General features: G+C 71.2%; 14 protein-coding genes. 6 read left to right on the plus strand and 8 right to left on the minus strand.

Translation table 11 applies throughout. From position 1 onward, the window contains the following. The first annotated feature begins 196 nt into the window (after window positions 1-196). Window positions 197-1,135 (plus strand): oxidoreductase, encoded by a 939-nt coding sequence (locus QQ657_RS32975; protein ID WP_284746193.1) that lies wholly within the window; start codon window positions 197-199, stop codon window positions 1,133-1,135. Here QQ657_RS32975 and QQ657_RS32980 read toward each other — a convergent pair. From QQ657_RS32980 to QQ657_RS33000, 5 genes are read right to left on the minus strand one after another with little or no spacing between them, the layout of a single operon-like run. Then, on the minus strand, window positions 1,120-1,989 hold the full coding sequence (locus tag QQ657_RS32980) for an amidohydrolase family protein (protein ID WP_284746194.1): 870 nt from the start codon (window positions 1,987-1,989) through the stop codon (window positions 1,120-1,122). The two genes, QQ657_RS32975 and QQ657_RS32980, sit on opposite strands and share 16 nt — an antisense overlap. Then, complete coding sequence (locus QQ657_RS32985) at window positions 1,986-3,878, minus strand: DUF8034 domain-containing protein (protein ID WP_284746195.1); 1,893 nt, start codon at window positions 3,876-3,878, stop codon at window positions 1,986-1,988. The genes QQ657_RS32980 and QQ657_RS32985 overlap by 4 nt, the downstream gene beginning before the upstream one ends. Before the next feature lie 18 nt (window positions 3,879-3,896). Continuing rightward, window positions 3,897-4,772: a carbohydrate ABC transporter permease gene (locus tag QQ657_RS32990; protein ID WP_284746196.1), complete on the minus strand. Its 876-nt coding sequence runs from the start codon at window positions 4,770-4,772 to the stop codon at window positions 3,897-3,899. Continuing rightward, window positions 4,762-5,670, minus strand: coding sequence for a carbohydrate ABC transporter permease (locus tag QQ657_RS32995; RefSeq protein ID WP_284746197.1), 909 nt, complete (start codon window positions 5,668-5,670; stop codon window positions 4,762-4,764). Before QQ657_RS32995 ends, QQ657_RS32990 begins: the two co-directional genes overlap by 11 nt. After that, window positions 5,667-7,028 (minus strand): ABC transporter substrate-binding protein, encoded by a 1,362-nt coding sequence (locus tag QQ657_RS33000; protein ID WP_284746198.1) that lies wholly within the window; start codon window positions 7,026-7,028, stop codon window positions 5,667-5,669. Before QQ657_RS33000 ends, QQ657_RS32995 begins: the two co-directional genes overlap by 4 nt. Before the next feature lie 225 nt (window positions 7,029-7,253). Between QQ657_RS33000 and QQ657_RS33005 the strand changes: the two genes are divergently transcribed. Next, entirely contained in the window at window positions 7,254-8,024 is a 771-nt protein-coding gene (locus QQ657_RS33005; RefSeq protein ID WP_284746199.1) for a FadR/GntR family transcriptional regulator, read from the plus strand. A gap of 75 nt (window positions 8,025-8,099) precedes the next feature. On the opposite strand, the gene QQ657_RS33010 is transcribed toward QQ657_RS33005, so the two are convergent. Continuing rightward, entirely contained in the window at window positions 8,100-9,182 is a 1,083-nt protein-coding gene (locus QQ657_RS33010; protein ID WP_284746200.1) for an RICIN domain-containing protein, read from the minus strand. Window positions 9,183-9,198: 16 nt separating this feature from the next. Next, window positions 9,199-11,568, minus strand: coding sequence for an RICIN domain-containing protein (locus QQ657_RS33015; protein WP_284746201.1), 2,370 nt, complete (start codon window positions 11,566-11,568; stop codon window positions 9,199-9,201). A gap of 259 nt (window positions 11,569-11,827) precedes the next feature. Between QQ657_RS33015 and QQ657_RS33020 the strand changes: the two genes are divergently transcribed. The 4 genes from QQ657_RS33020 to QQ657_RS33035 all read left to right on the plus strand — a co-directional run bounded on the left by QQ657_RS33020 (window position 11,828) and on the right by QQ657_RS33035 (window position 16,652). Then, complete coding sequence (locus QQ657_RS33020) at window positions 11,828-12,571, plus strand: FadR/GntR family transcriptional regulator (protein WP_284746202.1); 744 nt, start codon at window positions 11,828-11,830, stop codon at window positions 12,569-12,571. A 143-nt stretch (window positions 12,572-12,714) separates the two neighbouring features. Continuing rightward, window positions 12,715-14,067, plus strand: coding sequence for an RICIN domain-containing protein (locus tag QQ657_RS33025; RefSeq protein WP_284746203.1), 1,353 nt, complete (start codon window positions 12,715-12,717; stop codon window positions 14,065-14,067). Between the two features lie 69 nt (window positions 14,068-14,136). Continuing rightward, window positions 14,137-15,162 (plus strand): LacI family DNA-binding transcriptional regulator, encoded by a 1,026-nt coding sequence (locus tag QQ657_RS33030; RefSeq protein ID WP_284746204.1) that lies wholly within the window; start codon window positions 14,137-14,139, stop codon window positions 15,160-15,162. Between the two features lie 56 nt (window positions 15,163-15,218). Then, on the plus strand, window positions 15,219-16,652 hold the full coding sequence (locus tag QQ657_RS33035) for an arabinofuranosidase catalytic domain-containing protein (protein WP_284746205.1): 1,434 nt from the start codon (window positions 15,219-15,221) through the stop codon (window positions 16,650-16,652). Window positions 16,653-16,910: 258 nt separating this feature from the next. On the opposite strand, the gene QQ657_RS33040 is transcribed toward QQ657_RS33035, so the two are convergent. Beyond that, a complete protein-coding gene (locus QQ657_RS33040) occupies window positions 16,911-18,527 on the minus strand; it encodes a glycoside hydrolase family 27 protein (RefSeq protein WP_284746206.1) in 1,617 nt (538 codons plus the stop codon). Window positions 18,528-18,529: the final 2 nt, after the last annotated feature.

Consider the following 18,529-nt stretch of genomic DNA (forward strand, 5'->3'; position numbering starts at 1 on the left):
ACTGGAGTGTTCGAACAGATCCGCGAGAACGGGACACAACCGGGCGCGATCACTGCCCGTCCGTCTCGTCGCGCCGGTGGTGATGTCCTCTGAAGGGGGACTCGCCTGCCCGCCGCCGCCCGTTAGCCTTCCGCGTCATCCGCCTCGTGCCGGCCGGAAATGTCCGGTGTGGCACCACTCGCGTCGAGGAGAGAACGTGACCAGGTCGACCCCGGGATGGACGGCCGCCGACATGCCCGACCTGCGTGGGCGCACGGCGGTGGTGACCGGCGCGAACTCCGGCATCGGCTTCGAAACCGCGCGGATGCTCGCCGAGAAGGGTGCGCGCGTGGTCCTGGCGTGCCGGAACCCCGGCAAAGCCGCGCTGGCGGGTGACGCTATCCGCTCGGCCGTACCGGATGCCGACCTCCACCCGGTCCGGCTGGACCTCGCGGACGCGGCGTCCGTCCGGGGAGCGGCCGCGGAGATCGGCGGCGAGTTCGACCGGATCGACCTCCTGGTCAACAACGCCGGTGCCGCGTTCGGGACGCTGACCCTGATCGACGGGGTGGACCGGACGTTCGTCACCAACCAGCTGGGACCGTTCGCCTTCACCGGCCTGCTGATGCGGCAGGTGCTGGCGGCGCCGGCCGGGCGGATCGTCACGGTGACCAGCGGTGGTCACGAGCTGGGGCGGCTGGACCTCGACGACCTGGCCTTCGCCGATCGGCGCTACCGTCGCTGGCCCGCCTACACCCAGACGAAGCTGGCCAACCTCGTGTTCACGGCCGAACTCCAGCGGCGGCTGGCGGCCGGGGGAGAACGCGCGATCGCGGTGGCCGCGCACCCCGGTGCCGCGTCGACCGAGTTCGGCCGCAACAGCGGCGGCTTCATGCGGGTGCTGTCGGCGCCACCGCTGCGGTGGCTGCTGGCTCCGCTCGTCAACACCGCCGCCGACGGCGCGCTGCCCACGCTCCGGGCGGCCGTCGATCCCGAGGTGCGTGGTGGGGACCTGTACGGACCCCGCGGCGTGCACGGCGTCAAAGGCCGGCCGGAACGGGTCGAGGCGTCCGCCACCGCCCGCGACGAAGCGGCGGGTGCGCTGCTGTGGGAGAGGTGCGAACAGCTCACCGGCGTGCGCTATCCCTTGCCATGACGGGACAAGGCGACGTTGCCGCGGCTCCTCGTCCGGTAGGTCCGGACGGCGTTGTCGTGGAGGACGGCGTCCGCGGCCGTGGCGGGGTGGGTGGCGAGCGCGTCGTGGACCACGTCCAGCCACGCCGCGTAGTCCGTGGCCAGGGTCATGACGGGCCAGTCGCTGCCGTACAGGCACCGCTCGGGGCCGAACGCGTCCAGGGCTTCGCGCACCGCGTCGACCACGAGCGAGCGGGCGGTGCCCGGGGTGGTCTCGGTGGCCAGGCCGGACAGCTTGGCGAGGACGTTGGCGTGCCGGGCCAGCCGGCGCAGGTCCCGGCGCCACCGCTCGTACCCGGGGCCGCCCGGCGCCGGCTTGCCGAGGTGGTCCAGGACGATCGTGGTCCGCGGGCAGGCGGCCGCCAGTTCGGTCAGTTCGGGCAGCTGGTGGGCGCGGACGCACGCGTCGAACGGCAGCCCCGCCTCGCCCAGCAGCCGCACGCCCGCCCGGAACCCGTTGCCGTGGAGGAAACCGGGCGCTTCGTCCTGCACGTTGCGCCGGACCCCGGCCACGAACGGGTCACCGCCGTACCCGGCCACGAACCGGCTCGTCGCTGCCGGGCTTTCGACGTCGACGTGCGCGACGACGCCGCGGATCCAGGGCTGCCGCCGCGCTTCCTCCCGCAGCCACGCGAGCTCGCCGTCGGCGTCCGCGGGCACTCGTCCCGCCTCGACGACGATGACGTCGCCGCGGGGACGTCCCGGGAAATCGGCGGGGGTGAACGGCCGGTCGAGCTCCGGGATGCCGTCGAGCCAGGGGTAGCGCAGCCGTCGCGGGTCCCAGAAGTGCACGTGCGCGTCGAGGACCCCGGTCACGCGGCGGGCTCGTTGAACGGCGTCGCGTAGGACGGCGGGCGGGCCCGCAGGGCGAGCCGCAACGTCAGGCGGATGCGGGTGGACCGCGGCAGCTCCACCTGAAGCCACGGCCCGCCGACGCCGATCGACGCGGACGTCACCGCCGGCTCGCCGTGGCCGTAGTCGTAGAGATCGCCGATCCACGACGGGTCGTCGCAGACGCTGTAGCGCGCGGTGCGGATGTGGTGCTCGGCGAACGCCCCCGCCTGCACGATCACCGACCGCCACTCTTCCGGGTCGAGGTTGACCAGGTCGAGCACGGTCCCCTCCGGGTCGATGCTCGAAACCAGGGCCGACACCGACGGCGGCAGGCCCGGGCGCCGCGCCTGCGCGTCGTAGTAGCGCACGCGGGCCTGCTGCAGGCCGCCGTTGTAGACGACCTGCGGGGCGCCCCAGGTGAGCTGGACCAGTGCCTCGGTGACCACCGGGTTGGACTGCTGCCACAGGTGGATGTCGGCTTCCGGGACTTCCCGGTCGCGGTAGCGCTCCATGCGGGTCAGCCGGTGGCGCACCTGGGCCTGCGCCGCGGCCAGGATCCGCTCCGGGTAGCCGGGGTCGTCGCCGGCGAGGTAGGCGAACCACGGCTCTTCGTGGCCGGCCTCTTCCTTGCTGCGGAAGGGCCGCACGGTCTGCCAGTCGTAGCCGCTCGCGGCCCGCAGCCGGTCGAGGCGATCCCGGTCTTCCGCCGAGGCGGAGTGGTGCCACAGCGCGACCGGGACGCCCATCAGCATCGGGTTGTAGTCGAACCAGCCCCGGTCGTCGTGGCGGAAGGGAACGTGCAGCGTGGGCGTGTGCATGTCTTCGCGCAGCTGGACCGACCACTTGGAGCCGAGGCTGGAGTCCGCTTCGGTGAAGGCCATCACCTTGCCCTGGGCGATGATCTCGTCCAGCGCCGGGCGCACCAGGTCGGTGAACGTGTCGTCGCCCGTGGCGAGCGCGGCCGACAACGCACCGACGACGGCGGCGTGCCCGACGCTGTACCAGCCGTGCGGCCACGACCAGCCGTAGTGCCCGCCGTACCAGCGACCCTCCAGCAGCCCGCCCACGGTGCCGTCGGGCGCGACGTTGTCGGGCAGGATGCCGCCGTTGGCGGCCGCGCGCTCGCGCCACGCGCCCACGTACTCGGCGAGCCAGTCGCGGTAGCGCCCGTCACCCGAGAGCAGCAGGGCGTTGAGGACCAGCCCGGACGCCGCCAGGTTGACCGCGGTGTCGCCTGCCCCCATCCGCCGGTGCATCTGCTCGCCCAGCGCGGAGTCGTCCGGCGGCAGCCACTCCAGCGGGAAGCCGTACGTCATGGCCTCCCGGGGCAGCCACGGGTAGGCGCCGCCGTCGAAGAGCCCCTCGCGCGCCGGATCACTGCCGTTGTGGGGGCGCCGGATGATGCGGTGGACGGGATCGTAGTTGCCGTGCACGGGATCGACGTAGAGCTCCGCGAAGCGCAGGGCCCGGTCCCACCACCGCGCGGGCGCGGCCATGCACAGGAAGTACAGCAGCAGCAGGCTTTCGCCTTGGTGGAACCAGTCGTAGCCGCGTTCGTACTCGTCGTGCAGCATGCCCAGCTCGGTCAGCTGCCGGGTGACGCCTTCCCAGTGGTGCTCGGACTCGGTGAGCAGGTCGTCGGCGCCGCCCAGCAGGTAGAGCTGGGGCCAGTTGAAGAACGTCTCGTAGAAGTCGTCCACGCCGTCGCGGGTGGTGAGCTCGCCCTCGTAGCGCAGCCGTCCGTCCGGGCCGGTGAAGTCACCGGCGAACCGGCGCCAGGCCCGGTCGAGCAAGGCGAACAGCTCGCGCTGCGCGATTGCCCAGCCCGGCGGTTCGAGCAGGGGTACCGAGGCCGTGATGACGGGATGCATCAAAGTTCTCCATGGTGGTCACTCCTTGGTCGCGCCGGCGAGCATTCCGGCGACCAGGAAACGTTGGGAGAAGAGGAAGACGACGAGCACCGGGGTGATCGCGAGCAGGGTGGCCAGCGCGAGTTCCGGGCGCTGGACCGCCGCGGTGCCGACGGTCGGGTTGAACTGCGGGACGGCGTTGAGCAGGGTGCCCAGGCCGACCTGGACGGGGAACTGGTCGCTTTCCGGCAGCAGGACGTACGGCAGGAAGTAGTTGGTCCAGTTGGCGACGAAGCTGAAGAACCCGACGAGGGCGACGACCGGGGCGGCCAGCGGCAGGGCGATGTGGCGGAACACGCCGAACGGCGAGCAGCCGTCGAGCTTCGCCGCGTCGATCAGGTCGCGGGGGAGCGCGGTGGAGAAGTAGATGTAGGTCAGGTACACGCCGAACGGGTAGAACGAGTACGGCAGGATGATCGACCACATCGAGCCGATCAGGTGGACGGCGTTGACTTCGAGGAACAGCGGGACCACCAGCGTCGCGTTCGGCATCAGCATGACCACCAGCGTTGCGACGAGCAGCGTGCGCCGGCCGCGGAACTCGGTCATCGCGAGGGCGTAGCCGGCCGGGATCGCCACGCACAGCGTGATCGCGAGCGCGATGAACGAGTAGAGCGCGGAGTTGCCCAGCCACAGGAAGATCGCGTTGTCCCCGAACGTGGTCAGCGCGGTCCAGTTGTCCCCGAGCGCGCCCCACGAGCCGAACGACAGCGGGTTGCCGTGCACGAGCTGGTCGTCCGTCTTGGTCGCGGCCAGCAGCAGCCACAGCACCGGCAGCACGAAGAAGATCACGAACAGCGCGAGCACCAGCACCGACAGCGGGTTCGGCAGCTTCCGGCGGGGCCTAGTCGGCATCGAAGAACCCCGATCGGGCGACGAACACGCCGGCGACGACCACCCCGATCACCAGCAGCTCCACCGAGATGGCCGCGGCCGTGTTCACGTTGTTGTTCTGGAAGGCGAAGTCGTAGGAGAGCTGGTTGAGCGAGTAGTCGCGGCCGGCGACCCCGACGCTCGCCTGCGAGAGCAGCTGCGGTTCGACGAACAGCTGGGTGCCGCCGGCGAAGGCGAGGATCACCATGTAGACGATCCACTTGCGCAGCAGGGGGATCTGGATGCGCCACGCGGTCTGCCACGCGCCCGCGCCGTCGATCCGCGCCGCTTCCAGCAGGTCGGGGGAGATGGTGTTCAGCGCGCCGTACAGCACGACGATCCAGCCGCCCGCCCCGGTCCAGAAGGCGATCATGGTGAACAGGACCGGCAGGTTCCCGGGCGCGACGACCTCGCCGAAGGTCTCGAATCCGAGCGCCCGCAACAGGAAGCTCAGCGGACTCACCGACGGGTCCAGCATGAACAGCCAGACCATGACGCTGGCCGCACCGGCCAGCGCTCCGGGGATGTAGTAGAGGAAGCGCAGGGTGGTGCCGGCCGCCCGGGAGGTCAGGCGGTGCAGCAGCAGGGCCAGCCCGACGACGAACACGACCAGTGACACCAGCCAGCACAGCAGGTAGAGCGCCACGTGCCCGACGGCGGAGAAGTACCGGAAGTCGGCGGCGGCGTCGACGAAGTTCGCCAGGCCGGTGAAGCGGTCGCCCGCGTCGGTGAAAGCGAAGTAGATCGCGTACACCGTGGGCACGACCCCGAACGCGACCAGCAGGACGACGTAGGCGGCGACGAAGAGGTGGCCGGACCGGCCCGGCCAGCGCGTCCGTCGCCGGGACGGTGCGCCGGCCGGCCGGGCGGCCGTGGTCACTGGCTGACCTCGTACCCGTTGGACTTCGCGTAGTCGGTGATCGCCTTCTGCCAGTCGGGCAGCAGGGAGACGATCGTCTTGCCGGCGGTCTGGCCGGTGGTGACGGTCGCGGCCCAGATCGCTTCCTGGCTGAACTGCCCGTAGCCCCAGCCCGGCCACACCTGCGCGGCGGCCGTCTGCAGCGGCGCGGTGATGTCGCCGGCGTAGTACCCACTGGCCGTCTGCTTCGCCAGCCAGGCCTTGGCCGCGGTCGTGTTCGCCGGGTAGCCGGGCGCGACCTGGCCCTGGTAGTCGGGCGCGGTGGTCACCCACGTGAGGAAGTCGGTGGCGTCCTTGAGGTTGGCGCTGTGGGCGGACAGCAGCCAGGTGCCCCCGCCGACGTTGCCGACCGACGGGGCGGTTTCGCCGGCCCACTGCGGCATCGGCGCGACGCCGATCTGGCCCTTCGGTGTCTTCAGGGACTCCTGGAAGATCGATCCGCCGAACCAGGACGGCCCCGGCAGCATGAGGATCTTGTCGCCGGAGTTCTTGTCGAAGTCCGAGCTGAACACGCTGCTGGTGGACATCGTGCGGTTCTTGACCAGGGTGTCGAGCAGCGCCGCCATCCGGGTGCAGGCCGGGCTGGTGGTGTTGACCTTCACCGCCTTCGGGCCGGTGATCTCGTTGGCGCCGCACTTGCCGGCCCACAGGTAGATCTCCGGGGTGAAGTTGTCCCCGGCCGTGCCGACCAGGTAGCCGGGGTGCTCGGTGGCGACGCGCTGGCCCAGTGCCTGGTATTCCTCCCAGGTCTTGGGCACCTGGTAGTTCCATTGCTGCATCAGCGAAGCGTTGTACCAGAGCACGGTCTGGGCGAGGTCGTTGCGCAGGCAGTAGAGCGTGCCGTCCACGGTGCACGGGTCGTTGGCGCCGGGGGCCCAGCCGCTCAGCGTCGCGTCGGGGATCTGCCCCTTGTTCAGCGGCGCGGTGAAGCCGGCCTGCACCGCCCAGGAGGTCTCGTTGTTCTGGGTGCTGAACACGACGTCCGGCCAGCCGCTGCGGGTGCGGTTGAACAGGCTCACCTTGGTCTGCAGGTAGTTGGAGCCGTTGGCGTCGCCGTCGTAGGTGACGATGTTCAGCTTCACCGCCGGGTGCTGCTTCTCGTACAGCTGCGCCGCGGGCAGCCGCGTCGAGTCGACCCACACGGTGAGCGGTCCGCCGGTCTGCTGGACGGGCTGGAACCCGGTCTGGGCGCCGGTTCCGCTGCCGCCGTTCCCGCACGCCGTGACCGCGGCGAGGACGGCCGCGACGCCGAGCACCAGTCCGGCGGACCGTCGGCGGCGCGGGGCTGATCTTCCGGCTCCGGGGGCTGGGGCTGTCATGAGCTACTCCACTCCATCGTGGTGCCCGCAGGTCTACCTGATCAGGCAACGGCCTTCGGCTATGTGTCCGACACATCTCGCGTTGCTGGGCGTGGCGTCTATGACAGTGCCTCCGATGTCCGTAGTCAAGAGGGTGAAGAGAGGAAAATGTGTACTACTCATTTTCGGAACGTCGATCCAAATGTATGCTTCATGCTCACGACGAGGCGGAGGAGGCGAGACGGCGTGCCCGCATCGATCGAACCCGGTCCCGCCGGTGGCGACCCGCCGGAGACCCGGTCGCCGACGTCGTACCGGCCCGGCTACGAGCTCGTCGCCGAGCAGATCCTCCGGCTCATCGCCGAGCTGCGGCTGCGGCCGGGCGACCGCATGCCCACCGAGAACGAGCTGGCGGGCCGGCTGGGCAGCTCACGCACGATGGTGCGCGAGGCGGTGAAGATCCTCTCGGCGATCGGGAGGGTGCGCGCGCAGAAGGGGCGGGGCCTGTACGTCGCCGACGACGAGGGGATGCTCGGCTCGGCGCACTGGGGCAGCCGGTTCCTGCCGACCGACCTCGAGCACATCTACATGCTGTTCGAGTTCCGCCGGGTCCAGGAGATGACCGCCGGGCGGCTGGCGGCGACCCGGGCCACGCCGGGCGAGCTGCGGTCGATCGAGGCGGCGGCGGAAACCTGCCGCCAGGGCCACCTGACCGGCGAGGCCGCGTTGTTCGACCGCGGGGACGACGAGTTCCACCTCGGCATCGCGGCCGCGTCCCACAACCAGTTCCTCCTGGCCGCGGTGCGCGAGGTGCGGCGGCTGCAGCACCAGTCCAGCACGATCGGCCTGCACGGCACGGTCGGCGGCCACGCGGCGGAGGCGGTCGAGGAGCACGCGGCGATCTACCAGGCGATCCGCGACGGCGACCCGGAAGCGGCGGCGCAGGCCGCGGCGGTCCACCTGGACAACACCCTCGAGGACTACCGCCGCGAGATCCAGCGGCGCGTCTTCGGCTGAGCGTGCCGGCCCCCGGCCCGGTGACCGGCGCCTGCGACCACCCGGCGCCGCCGGAACCTGCGCGCCATGGCGGTTCTAACGCAGCGTCCACCGCTGGTTCGCCTGCCCGCCGCAGGCCCAGAGGATCAGCTGGGTTCCGTTGGCGGTGCCCTGCCCGTACGCGTCGAGGCAAAGACCCGACTGGACGCCGGTGATCGTGCCGTCGGCGTTGACCGTCCACTGCTGGTTGGCCTGGCCGTGGCAGTCCCAGACGATCACCGGGGTGCCGTTGGCCGTGCCGTGGCCGGAGGCGTCGAGGCACTTGGTCCCGCCGACGGTCAGCGTCTGGCCGGCCCGGGTCCACGCCTGGCCGGCCTGCCCGCCGCAGTCCTGCAGCCGCACCTGGGTGCCGTTGGCGGCGCTCGCGGCGTCGACGCACCGGCCCGACTGCGCGCCGACGATCTGCCGCGCCGTGGACGTCCCCGGCGTGCCGATGCTCCCGGACACCGACTGCAGCGCGCCGAACCAGGTGGCGGCCATCTTGTCGTACCCGGTGGCCGTGGGGTGGATGCCGTCGATCAGGTCGCCGGTGGTCACCGCGGAGTGCATGTCGACCAGGTGTACGTGCTTGCCGGCGTTCTGGTTGCTCGTCACGATGCCGGGGATCGCGGAGTTGAACGTGCGGACCGCGGACTCCTGCCCGGCGTTGGCGAGCGGGATGATCGTCGCGACGAAGACCTCGGCGTCCGGTGCGGTCGCGGTGATGTGGTCGATCAGGCCGGACAGCCGGGCGGGCGCGCGGCCGACGTCGTAGTTCTGCAGGACGTCGTTGGTGCCGATGTGCAGCAGGACCGTGTGGGAGCCGGTGTTCCGCAGCCAGGTGACGACGTTCGCGTCGATCTGGTCGATGCGCCAGCCCGGATGGCCCTCGTGGTCGTGGTCGCCGAGGGCGGCGGGGCCGTTGTACTGCGAGCCGGTGAAGTCGACCTGGTAGCCGCCCGCGCTCAGGCGTTGCCACAGCCCGATCCGGTACCCGCCGGGCACCTGCGTTCCTTCGGTGATGGAGTCGCCCAGCGGCATGACCCGGACCCCGCCGTTGGAATCCGCGGCCGCCGGGGTGCCCGGGAGGAACGCGCTCAGGAACAGGGCCGTCGCGGCCGCGACGAGTCGGATTCTCATGGCTCTCCTCGATCGTTCAGCCGAAGGTCCACTGCTGGTTGGCTTGCCCGGTGCACGTCCAGAGCCGGACGGGCGTGCCGTTGGCCGTGCCGCTGCCGGTCACGTCCAGGCACAGTCCGGATTGGACACCGGTGACGGCGCCGGCCGAGGTGACCTGCCAGCGCTGGTTCGCCCCGCCGTTGCAGGTCCAGATGACGACCTTGGTGCCCGGGGTGGTGCCCTGCCCGGACGCGTCCAGGCACCGGGTGCTGTCGCCGCTGTAGACGGTCAGTTCTCCCGCGCTCGTACGGGTCCAGGACTGGTTGGTGCCGCCGGTGCAGTCCCAGATCTGCACCTGGGCGCCGGGGGTGGTGCTGACGCCGTTGACGTCCAGGCACCTGCCCGCGCCGGCCGCGCGCACCGGGCTCGCGGCCGACCCCGTGCCGGCCGGGCCCACGGCGGCGATGACCTGCTGGGCGCCCGAGGGCCAGTTGGTGCCGCTCACCTGGACGTTCCCGCTGAGGACGTTGTTGTGCGGCGAACCGGTGGCCACGTTCGTCGCGCCGCCGTTGTACCAGTTGCCGCTGAAGGTGCTGTCGTTGGTGTTGTTGGTGCCGCTCGCGTTGGTGAAGGCCCAGACCCCGGAGTCCTGGATCACGTTGGCCGACAGGGAAACGTAGCGGGAGCCCTCGTCCAGGTACAGGCCGACCGTGCGGTTGTTGTCGTACACGTGGTTGTGGTCGATGGAGCTGCCCGGGTTGGCGGAGAGGTTGTAGATGCTGCCGCCGTCGTGCATGAGCTTCTTCGTGCCGTGCACCCGGTTGTAGCTGACGACGGTGTCCCGCAACGTCGTCGCGGTGGAGTACACGGGTTGGTAGTTGTAGAGGCCGCGGTTGCGGTAGTCCTGGCTGCCACCCGGGTCGTTCGCGCCCCAGCCCCAGCCGACGTCGATGCCGTCGTAGGTCAGGTTCGCCACGTCGTTGTGCGTGATCACCGCGTGGGTGACGTAGGTCGACAGGATGCCGGCCATCTCCCGGTAGTCGAGGGCGACCCGGCTCACGGTGTTGTTCGACAGCGTGATGTCGCGGTTGGTCATGGCCGGGTTCGACGGGTGGTGGGCGTCCGGCCGTACACCGCCGACGACGACGCCCGCGCCTGAGTCCTCGGTGAAGGTGTTGCGGTCCACGGTGATCGACGACGCGCCGAGGCCGACCCCGGACGCGTGGGCGTTCGCGTCGTTGCCGATGCCCAGCGCGACCTGGCCGAGGTGGGTGAAGGTGTTGCCGCTGAACGTGATCCCGGTGGCGGCCGAGACCTGGACGGCGGCCGGCGCCTGCGCCCAGCCGTTGCGGGCGCCCTCGAACAGCGGGCAGCCCGACTGGCACGAGCTCAGGAAGTCACCCGGCATCGACACCGCGGCCGGGAGGAACGTGCCGCTCTGCTGGTTCGCGTAGCCGACCGACGTCCCCGGCGTGAGCCAGGTCGTGTGCTCGAAGTGCAGACCGCTGAAGCTGAGGCCGCGCACCGGGTTGTCGTAGCTGCCGCTGATCCGCAGCAGTGACGTCAGCCGCGGCAGCTCGACGTCGTGGCTGCCGGGCGCCCAGCCACTCGGTGCTTTGTAGTAGAGCTTCCCGGCCTGCGGGTCCAGGTACCACTGGCCGGTGTTCTTCAGGAACGAGTACGAGTTCTCGAGGAACAGCTGGCCGCCGCCGAAGGGCTTGGCGAGGGTGTCGTAGCCCCAGTTGTTGTTGTTCCACGCCGGTTGCTGCATGACGATCGACGTGCCGCTGACGTGGTCGACGGGGGAGTAGCGGTCGGTGAAGGAGTTCTGGCTCTCCACCTCGATCCGGTTCTGCTGCGGCAGCGTCGCGAGGTAGTTCAGCGCGGAGTTGACGATGGTCATCCCGGACGTCGTGATCTGCACGTCGCTGCGCGAGATCGGGATCGACGCGCGTGGCGCCAAGGCCCCGTCCACGAACAGCTGCCGGGAGTCGGCGCCCTGGGGCACGGACGCCGCCCAGATGTTCTGGCTCGCGTCCTGCACCGCCCAGCCGGTGACCTGCGTGCCGCCGGACAGGATCGGTGTCTGGCCGGACGCGGCCTGCCAGGAGACGGTGTGGCCGTTCTGGCCGGAGTCGGCGCTGGTGAACGTCAGCGGGGCGGACAGCCGGTAGGTCCCGCCGGTGAGCCGCACGACGACGTCGCTGGCGGCCGATTGGGCGCGGGCCAGCTGCTGGGCCTTGGCCGGGGTGGCGACCGGCTGCTCGGGCGTGCCGGGGTTGGCGTCGTCGCCGGTGGGCGCCACGGCGATGGTGACGGTCGCGGCGTGGGCGGGCGGCGCGGCCACCGCGCTCACCACGAGGGCGGTGACGAGCGCGGCGGCCACGGATCCGGTGCGCGGCGGCATGGCGGGTACCTCTCCGGGAACGGGGACCTCGGGCGCCCGGGAGTCCACAGTGGACCAGACAACCGGGGAAGGATGTGTACGACTCATACGAGGCCAAGATCGGGTCGGCGTCAAGAGGCGAACGGACGCAGCGGCGCCGTTCGATATTTCACCTGGGGGAACGCATGTAAGTTTCATTCCGTGCCGCGATGCTGTTGACCGGACCGCCGGGCCGCGAGGTATCGTCACTGGCCGATGCCCACTGAGTCATACTCATCGGGTGACCCGTGACGAGGAAGCCGCACCGCCCGCGCCGTACCGGCCCGGCTACGAAGTGGTGGCCGAGCAGATCCTGCACCTGATCGCCGAGCTGGACCTGCGGCCCGGCGACCGGATGCCGACGGAGGTCGTGCTGGCGGCGCGGATGGGAACCAGCCGGACCGTGGTGCGGGAGGCCGTCAAGATCCTCTCGGCGATCGGCCGGGTACGCGCGCACAAGGGACGTGGGCTGTATGTCTCCGACGACGAGGGCATGCTCGGCGCTTCCCGCTGGGGCGGCTTCTTCCTGCCCGCCGACCTCGACCACGTCTACATGCTCTTCGAGTTCCGCCGGGTCCAGGAAACCGCGGCCGGCCAGCTGGCGGCGGCGAACGCCACCCCGGCCGAATTGCGCGCGATCGAGACCGCCGCCGAGACCTGCCGGCAGGGCCACCTGACCGGGCAGAGCGCGCTGTTCGACCGCGGCGACGACGACTTCCACCTGTGCATCGCGACCGCGTCCCACAACCAGTTCCTCGTCGCGGCCGTGCGCGAAGCCCGCCGCCTGCAACGCCAGACGAACATCATCGGGATGTCCGGCGCGGTCGGCGGGCACGCCGCGGACGCGATCGAGGAGCACGCGGCGATCTACCGGGCGATCCGCGACGGCGACCCGGAGGAGGCGGCCCGGGCGGCCGCGGTCCACCTCGACAACACCCTGGAGGACTACCGGCGCGAGATCCAGCGGCGCCTCTTCACCCGGTGAGCACGCCCGTGCTCACTCCTTTGTGGACCGTGCGAGCCGGTGCGATCCGTTGCGGGAGAGTAAGTTTCATGGCGCATTGACCTTCGCCGTCGTCGACTTCTATCTTGACTTCAGCCGGTTCGACGACCAGAGGGAGCCGCGCGATGATGAAGTTCGGAAGCCTGCTCACGTCCTTCGCGATCGGGGCGCTGGTGGCGATGGCCGGGACCGGCCCCGCTTCCGGCGAGACGGCGGCGGCCGCGGCGGGAACGGCGGGTTGCGGAAGCGCGCCCGGGCTGGCGAGCGGCAGCCACACGATTTCCAGCGGCGGCCAGAACCGCAGCTACATCCTGCGTGTCCCCGCGAACTACGACACCTCCCACCCCTACCGGCTGTTCGTCGGGCTGCATTGGTACGGCGGCACGGCCAACGACGTCGACTCGGGCGGGACCGACGGCTACAACTGGTCCTACTACGGGCTCCGGCGGCTGGCCGACAGCGCCGGCAACGGCACGATCTTCGTGGCGCCCCAGGGCAACGGCAACGGCTGGGCCAACCCCGGCGGCCAGGACGTCACCTTCATCGACGACCTGCTGAAGCAGCTCGAGTCAGCGCTCTGCGTCGACACCTCGCAGGTCTTCGCGGGCGGGTTCAGCTACGGCGGCGCCATGAGTTACGCGCTCGCCTGCGCTCGGCCCACTGTCTTCCGCGCGGTCGCCGTCTACTCCGGGGCGAACCTCAGCGGGTGCGGCGGCGGCACCCAGCCCGTCGCCTACATCGGCATGCACGGCATCGGCGACACCGTCCTGCCCATCGCGTCCGGACGATCGCTGCGCGACCAGTTCGTCCGCAACAACGGGTGTACGGCGCAGAATCCGCCGGAGCCGTCGAGCGGCAGCCGGACGCACGTCGTCACCGCCTACTCCGGCTGCCGGACCGGGTACCCGGTGGTCTGGGCCGCGTTCGACGGTGGTCACGACCCCGGCCCGCGTGACGGCTGCACCTGCAGCGGCTGGCAGACCTGGACGTCGGGTGAGGTGTGGAAGTTCGTCACGCAGTTCGGCTCGTCGACCCCGCCGTCCGGGACGCCGGTGCAGGTCGGCGTGAACTACGCCCTGGTGGCCGAGCACAGCGGCAAGGCCCTGGACATCAGCGGCGTCTCCACCGCGGCCGGCGCACTGCTGCAGCAGTGGACGGCCACCGGCGGGCAGAACCAGCAGTTCGACTTCCTCGACTCCGGCGACGGCTACTACCGCGTCCGGGCCCGGCACAGCGGCCTGGTGCTGCAGGTCGCCGGCTCGGCCACCGGCGCGGACATCAGCCAGCAGGCCGACACGGGCACCGCCGCCCAGCAGTGGCGGGTGACCGACCTGGGCAGCGGCGTCGTCGGCCTGGTGAACCGGCTGAGCGGCTTGACGATGGACGTCTGGGGAGCCTCGGCCACCGACGGCGCGCGGGTCTCGCAGTGGACGGCCACCGGCGGCGCCAACCAGCGGTTCCGGCTCCAGCGCGCCTGAGGTACCCGGATCCGGGCGATATCCTCGAGCGAGCCCACAAAAGACAACGACGTCTTGGGAGAGCGAAACGTGTCCATCGCCGAGTCACCCGAACTCCGTCCGACCCTGGCCGACGTCGCCCGGGCGGCCGGGGTGTCGACCGCCACCGCGTCCCGCGTGCTCAACGGCTTCCCCCGGGTCCGGCCGAAAACCCGCAACCAGGTCGAGTCCGCGATGTCGGCTCTCGGCTACGCCCGGCAGAGAGCCGCGCGGGCGACGGCGGGGCGCACCGGGTCGGTCGCGCTGGTCGTGTGCGAGGAGGTGCTGCGGCTGTTCGCCGACCCCTACTTCGCCCGCATCTCCACCGGTGCCGGGCGGGAGCTGACCGAGGCGGGCCTGCAGCTCGTCCTGCTCACCGTGCCCGCGACGGAGAACTACCAGGCCCCGGTGGTGCGCTACCTCGACGGCGGCCACGTCGACGGCGCCCTCGTCGTCGGGATGCACGGCCGCCGTCCGCTCGACCTGGGCTGGCTCGGCATCCCGGTGGTCTTCGGCGGCCGCCCGGTCTGCGCGCGGGAACCCGGCCGCTCCTCCTACGTCGACGTGGACAACCGCGGCGGTGCCCAGCGGGCCACCCAGCGGTTCCTCGACGCGGGCCGGCGCACGGTGGCGACCATCGCCGGACCTCAGGACATGACCGCGGGGGTGGACCGGCTGCTCGGCTACCGGCAGGCGGTGGCGGGCGCGGGCCACGGCGACCGGGGGCTGGTGGTGTTCGGAGACTTCGGCCAGGCCTCCGGCGAGCACGCCACCGCCCGGCTGCTGGACCGGCGGCCGAACGTCGACGCCATCTTCGCCGCCTCCGACATGATGGCGGTCGGCGCGATGCGGGCCCTGCGCCGGGCGGGCCGCCGGGTACCCGGGGACGTGGCCGTCATCGGGTTCGACGACCTGCCGATCGGCCGTCGCACGGATCCGCCGCTCACCACCGTCCGCCAGCCGATCGAAGAGATGGGGGCGCGGATGACGGGTGAGCTGCTCGCGATGCTCGGCGGCTCCGCCGGGCCCCGCTGCGCGGTGCTGGACACCGAGCTCGTCGCCCGCATATCGGGCTGACTGATCCTTATGGTGTTAGCGCTAACAACGGCGCCGCGGCGCCCGAAGGAGGATTCGTGACCACTCGAGTCAACCCGGTGCGGGCCGTCCTGGTCCTGGCGGTGCTGCTGGCGGCCGCGCTGGCCGGTGCGGTACCCGCGGCCGCGGCGTCGACGTCGCTCACGAGCGCGGCGTCGGGGCGGTGCCTGACCGTGACGGGCGGCGCCGACACCCCGGGGACGGCGCTGGAGATCCGGGACTGCTCCGGCCAGGCGAGCCAGGCCTTCGAGTTCGGCTCGGCCGGGGAACTGCGGGCGCTGAGCGGGACGCGGTGCGTGGACGCCTACGGCAACCAGACCGCGCCCGGGACGGCGGTGATCATCTGGTCCTGCACCGGCGGGGCGAACCAGCAGTGGCGGCAGAACTCCGACGGGACGATCACCGGGGTCCAGTCCGGGCTGTGCCTGGACGTGAACGGGGCCGGGACGGCCAACGGCACCGCGGTCATCCTGTGGACCTGCCACGGTCAGAGCAACCAGCGGTGGAGCACCGGGACTCAGCCGTCCGGCACAGGCCCGTGCGACATCTACGCCTCGGGCGGCACGCCGTGCATCGCCGCGCACAGCACGGTGCGCGCGTTGTACGGGTCCTACACCGGGAACCTGTACCAGGTCCGGCGCGCGTCCGACAACACCACCCGGAACATCGCCACGGATGCGGGGGTCGCGGATTCCTTCTGCGCCGGCACTTCCTGCGTCATCACGGTGGTCTACGACCAGTCCGGGCGCGGGAACGACCTGTGGTACCAGGGGTCGAGCGTGGTGCCCGGGTCCAGCCAGAGCAGTCCGGCGAAGGCGACGACGGAGTCGCTCACGGTCGGCGGCCGGAAGGCGTATTCGCTGTACATCAACCCGGGCAACAGCTACTGGCGCGACGGTCACCTGACCGGCGTGCCGACCGGCAGCGCGCCCGAGGGCATGTACATGGTGACGAGCGGGACGCACGTCAACAGTGGTTGCTGCTTCGACTACGGCAACAGCGAGACGACCCGGAAGGCCGACGCGGCCGGCGCGATGGACGCGCTCAACTTCGGCAAGCAGTGCTGGTTCGGCGGGTGTTCCGGCACCGGCCCGTGGGTGCAGGCCGACCTCGAATGGGGGCTGTACCCCGGCGGCAGCCAGACGTGGAACCCGAACCAGCGCGCGTTCACCAGCAAGTTCGTCACGGCGGTGCTGAAGAACAACGGGACGTCCCGCTTCGCGATCAAGGGCAGCGACGCCCAGTCCGGCGGCCTCACGACGCTGTGGGACGGCGGTCTCCCGAGCGGGTACAGCCCGATGAAGAAGCAGGGAGCGATCGTCCTGGGCAGCGGCGGCGACTGCTGCAAGCCCGGCGGTGGGGCGAACCTGAGCGCCGGGACGTTCTACGAAGGGGCGATGGTCGCAGGTTATCCGTCCGATGCGGTCGAGAACGCGGTGCAGGCCAACGTCGTCGCTGCCGGATATCGCTGAGCTTCATTCCGGGGAGAACCGGACGCCCGAGCCGCCAGGGACCGGCTCGGGCGTTCGGTTCTGCTGGGGCGAGCACCGCGTTGTAGCCGTCGGTCGCCGTGCTGCCGTTGTTGTGAGGGTGATGTTCCCCGGATCGGTGCCGAAGTCGCTCACCTCAACCAGGGACGCGGCCGCCGCTGGTGGGGTGGTGGTCCCGGTGACGGCGAGCAGCAGAACACTGACGAGGGTCGTTTCAGTCCGGCCGTCGTCGAACTCCTTTCAAGCGCGGGCCCAGCGCTGGTTCGGCTGTCCGTTGCAGGACCACAGGATCGCGTGGGTCCCGTTGGCGGTGGCCGCGCCTTCGGCGTCCAGGCACAGTCCGGAGTGGACGTTGCGGATCGAGCCGTCCGTGCCGAGCGTCCATTTCTGGTTGTCCTGCCCGCTGCACGGCCAGCTGATCACCCGGGTGCCGTTGGTGGTGCCCTGGTGGTCGGCGTCGAGGCACTTGTCGCCGAACACGCGGATCTCGCCGTTCTCCCAACTGGTCCACAGCTGGTTCGCCGCGGTCTGGCAGTCCCAGATCAGCGTGCCCGCGCCTGCGGCCGTCGAGGCGTTGTCGACGTCGAGGCATCGGCCGGAACCCGCGCCGCGCAGCCGTGAGGTCGTTGCAGCGAAAGGAGCACCGCCGGACACCCGGTAAGCCGCGACCCCGTGAGCGGGGACGCTCGCGCTGATCGCCCCGCCGGTCGTCGAAGTCGCGCCGGTCCACAGATCGGTCAGCGTGAACGCCGTGCCGGAGAGCCCGATCTGCGCGGCGGTCGTGCTCACGGTGGTCGTGGCGCTCCCGCGGTTGAGCAGCCCGACCGCGACCGACCCGTCGGCCAGCGGCTTGGCGAAGACCTCGACGTTGCCGTCGTCGCGCACCCGGCGGCCCCCGGCGCCGAGCCGGTCCTGGTCGATCGCCAGCAGCCGCGGGTTCCGCAGCACCGCGCTGATGTCGGCCGACATCGTGCGGATGTCGTTGCCCGCCATCAACGGCGCGGCCATCAGCGCCCACAGGGCGAAGTGGGCGCGGGACTCGGTCAGCGACAGCCCGGGCCGGCCGACCACGAGCATGTCCGGGTCGTTCCAGTGCCCCGGGCCGGCCTGGGCGGCCAGCGGAGCCGTGACGTCGAGGACGTTGCCGACCCCCATCGGGTAGCTGTTCGTGTTTCCGTTCTGCCAGATGTCCAGCAGGTCTTCGGTGGTGCGCCAGAGGTCCGCGACCTGGCCCCAGTCGTACTTGTCGCCGGTGATGGCGTGGTAACTGTTGGGGTTGATGCTGTAGACGATCGGGCGCCCGGTGGCCCGCACCGCGTCGCGCATCACCGTGAACCGGGCCACCTGCTCGTCGCGCGTGCCGGCGGGGGAGCACCAGTCGTACTTCAGGTAGTCGACGCCCCAGGACGCGAACGTCGCGGCGTCCTGGACCTCGTGCCCCGCGCTGCCGGTGGAACCGGGGTAGGTGCCGGTCCGCTGGGCGCAGGTGCGGTCGGTCGGCACCTGGTAGAGGCCGAACTTCAGGCCCCGGCCGTGGATGTAGTCGCCCAGCGCCTTCATGCCGCTGGGGAACTTCGACGAGCTGGCGCGCAGGGCGCCCTGGGAGTCGCGTTGCGGGTCGAACCAGCAGTCGTCGACGACGACGTACTGGTAGCCCGCGTCCTTCATCCCGGACGAGACCATCGCGTCGGCCGCCTGGCGGATGGCGGTCTCGGTGACGCCGCAGCCGAAGCTGTTCCAGCTGTTCCACCCCAGTGGCGGGGTGAGCGCCGGACTGCCGGGCGCGGCCACGGCGGCTGGTGCCACGGCCAGCGCGGTGGCCGCGGCGGTGAGCAGGTGGCGCAGTCGAACGGGCATCG

The organism is Amycolatopsis ponsaeliensis (assembly GCF_030182635.1).
Taxonomy (GTDB): Bacteria; Actinomycetota; Actinomycetes; order Mycobacteriales; family Pseudonocardiaceae; genus Amycolatopsis; species Amycolatopsis ponsaeliensis.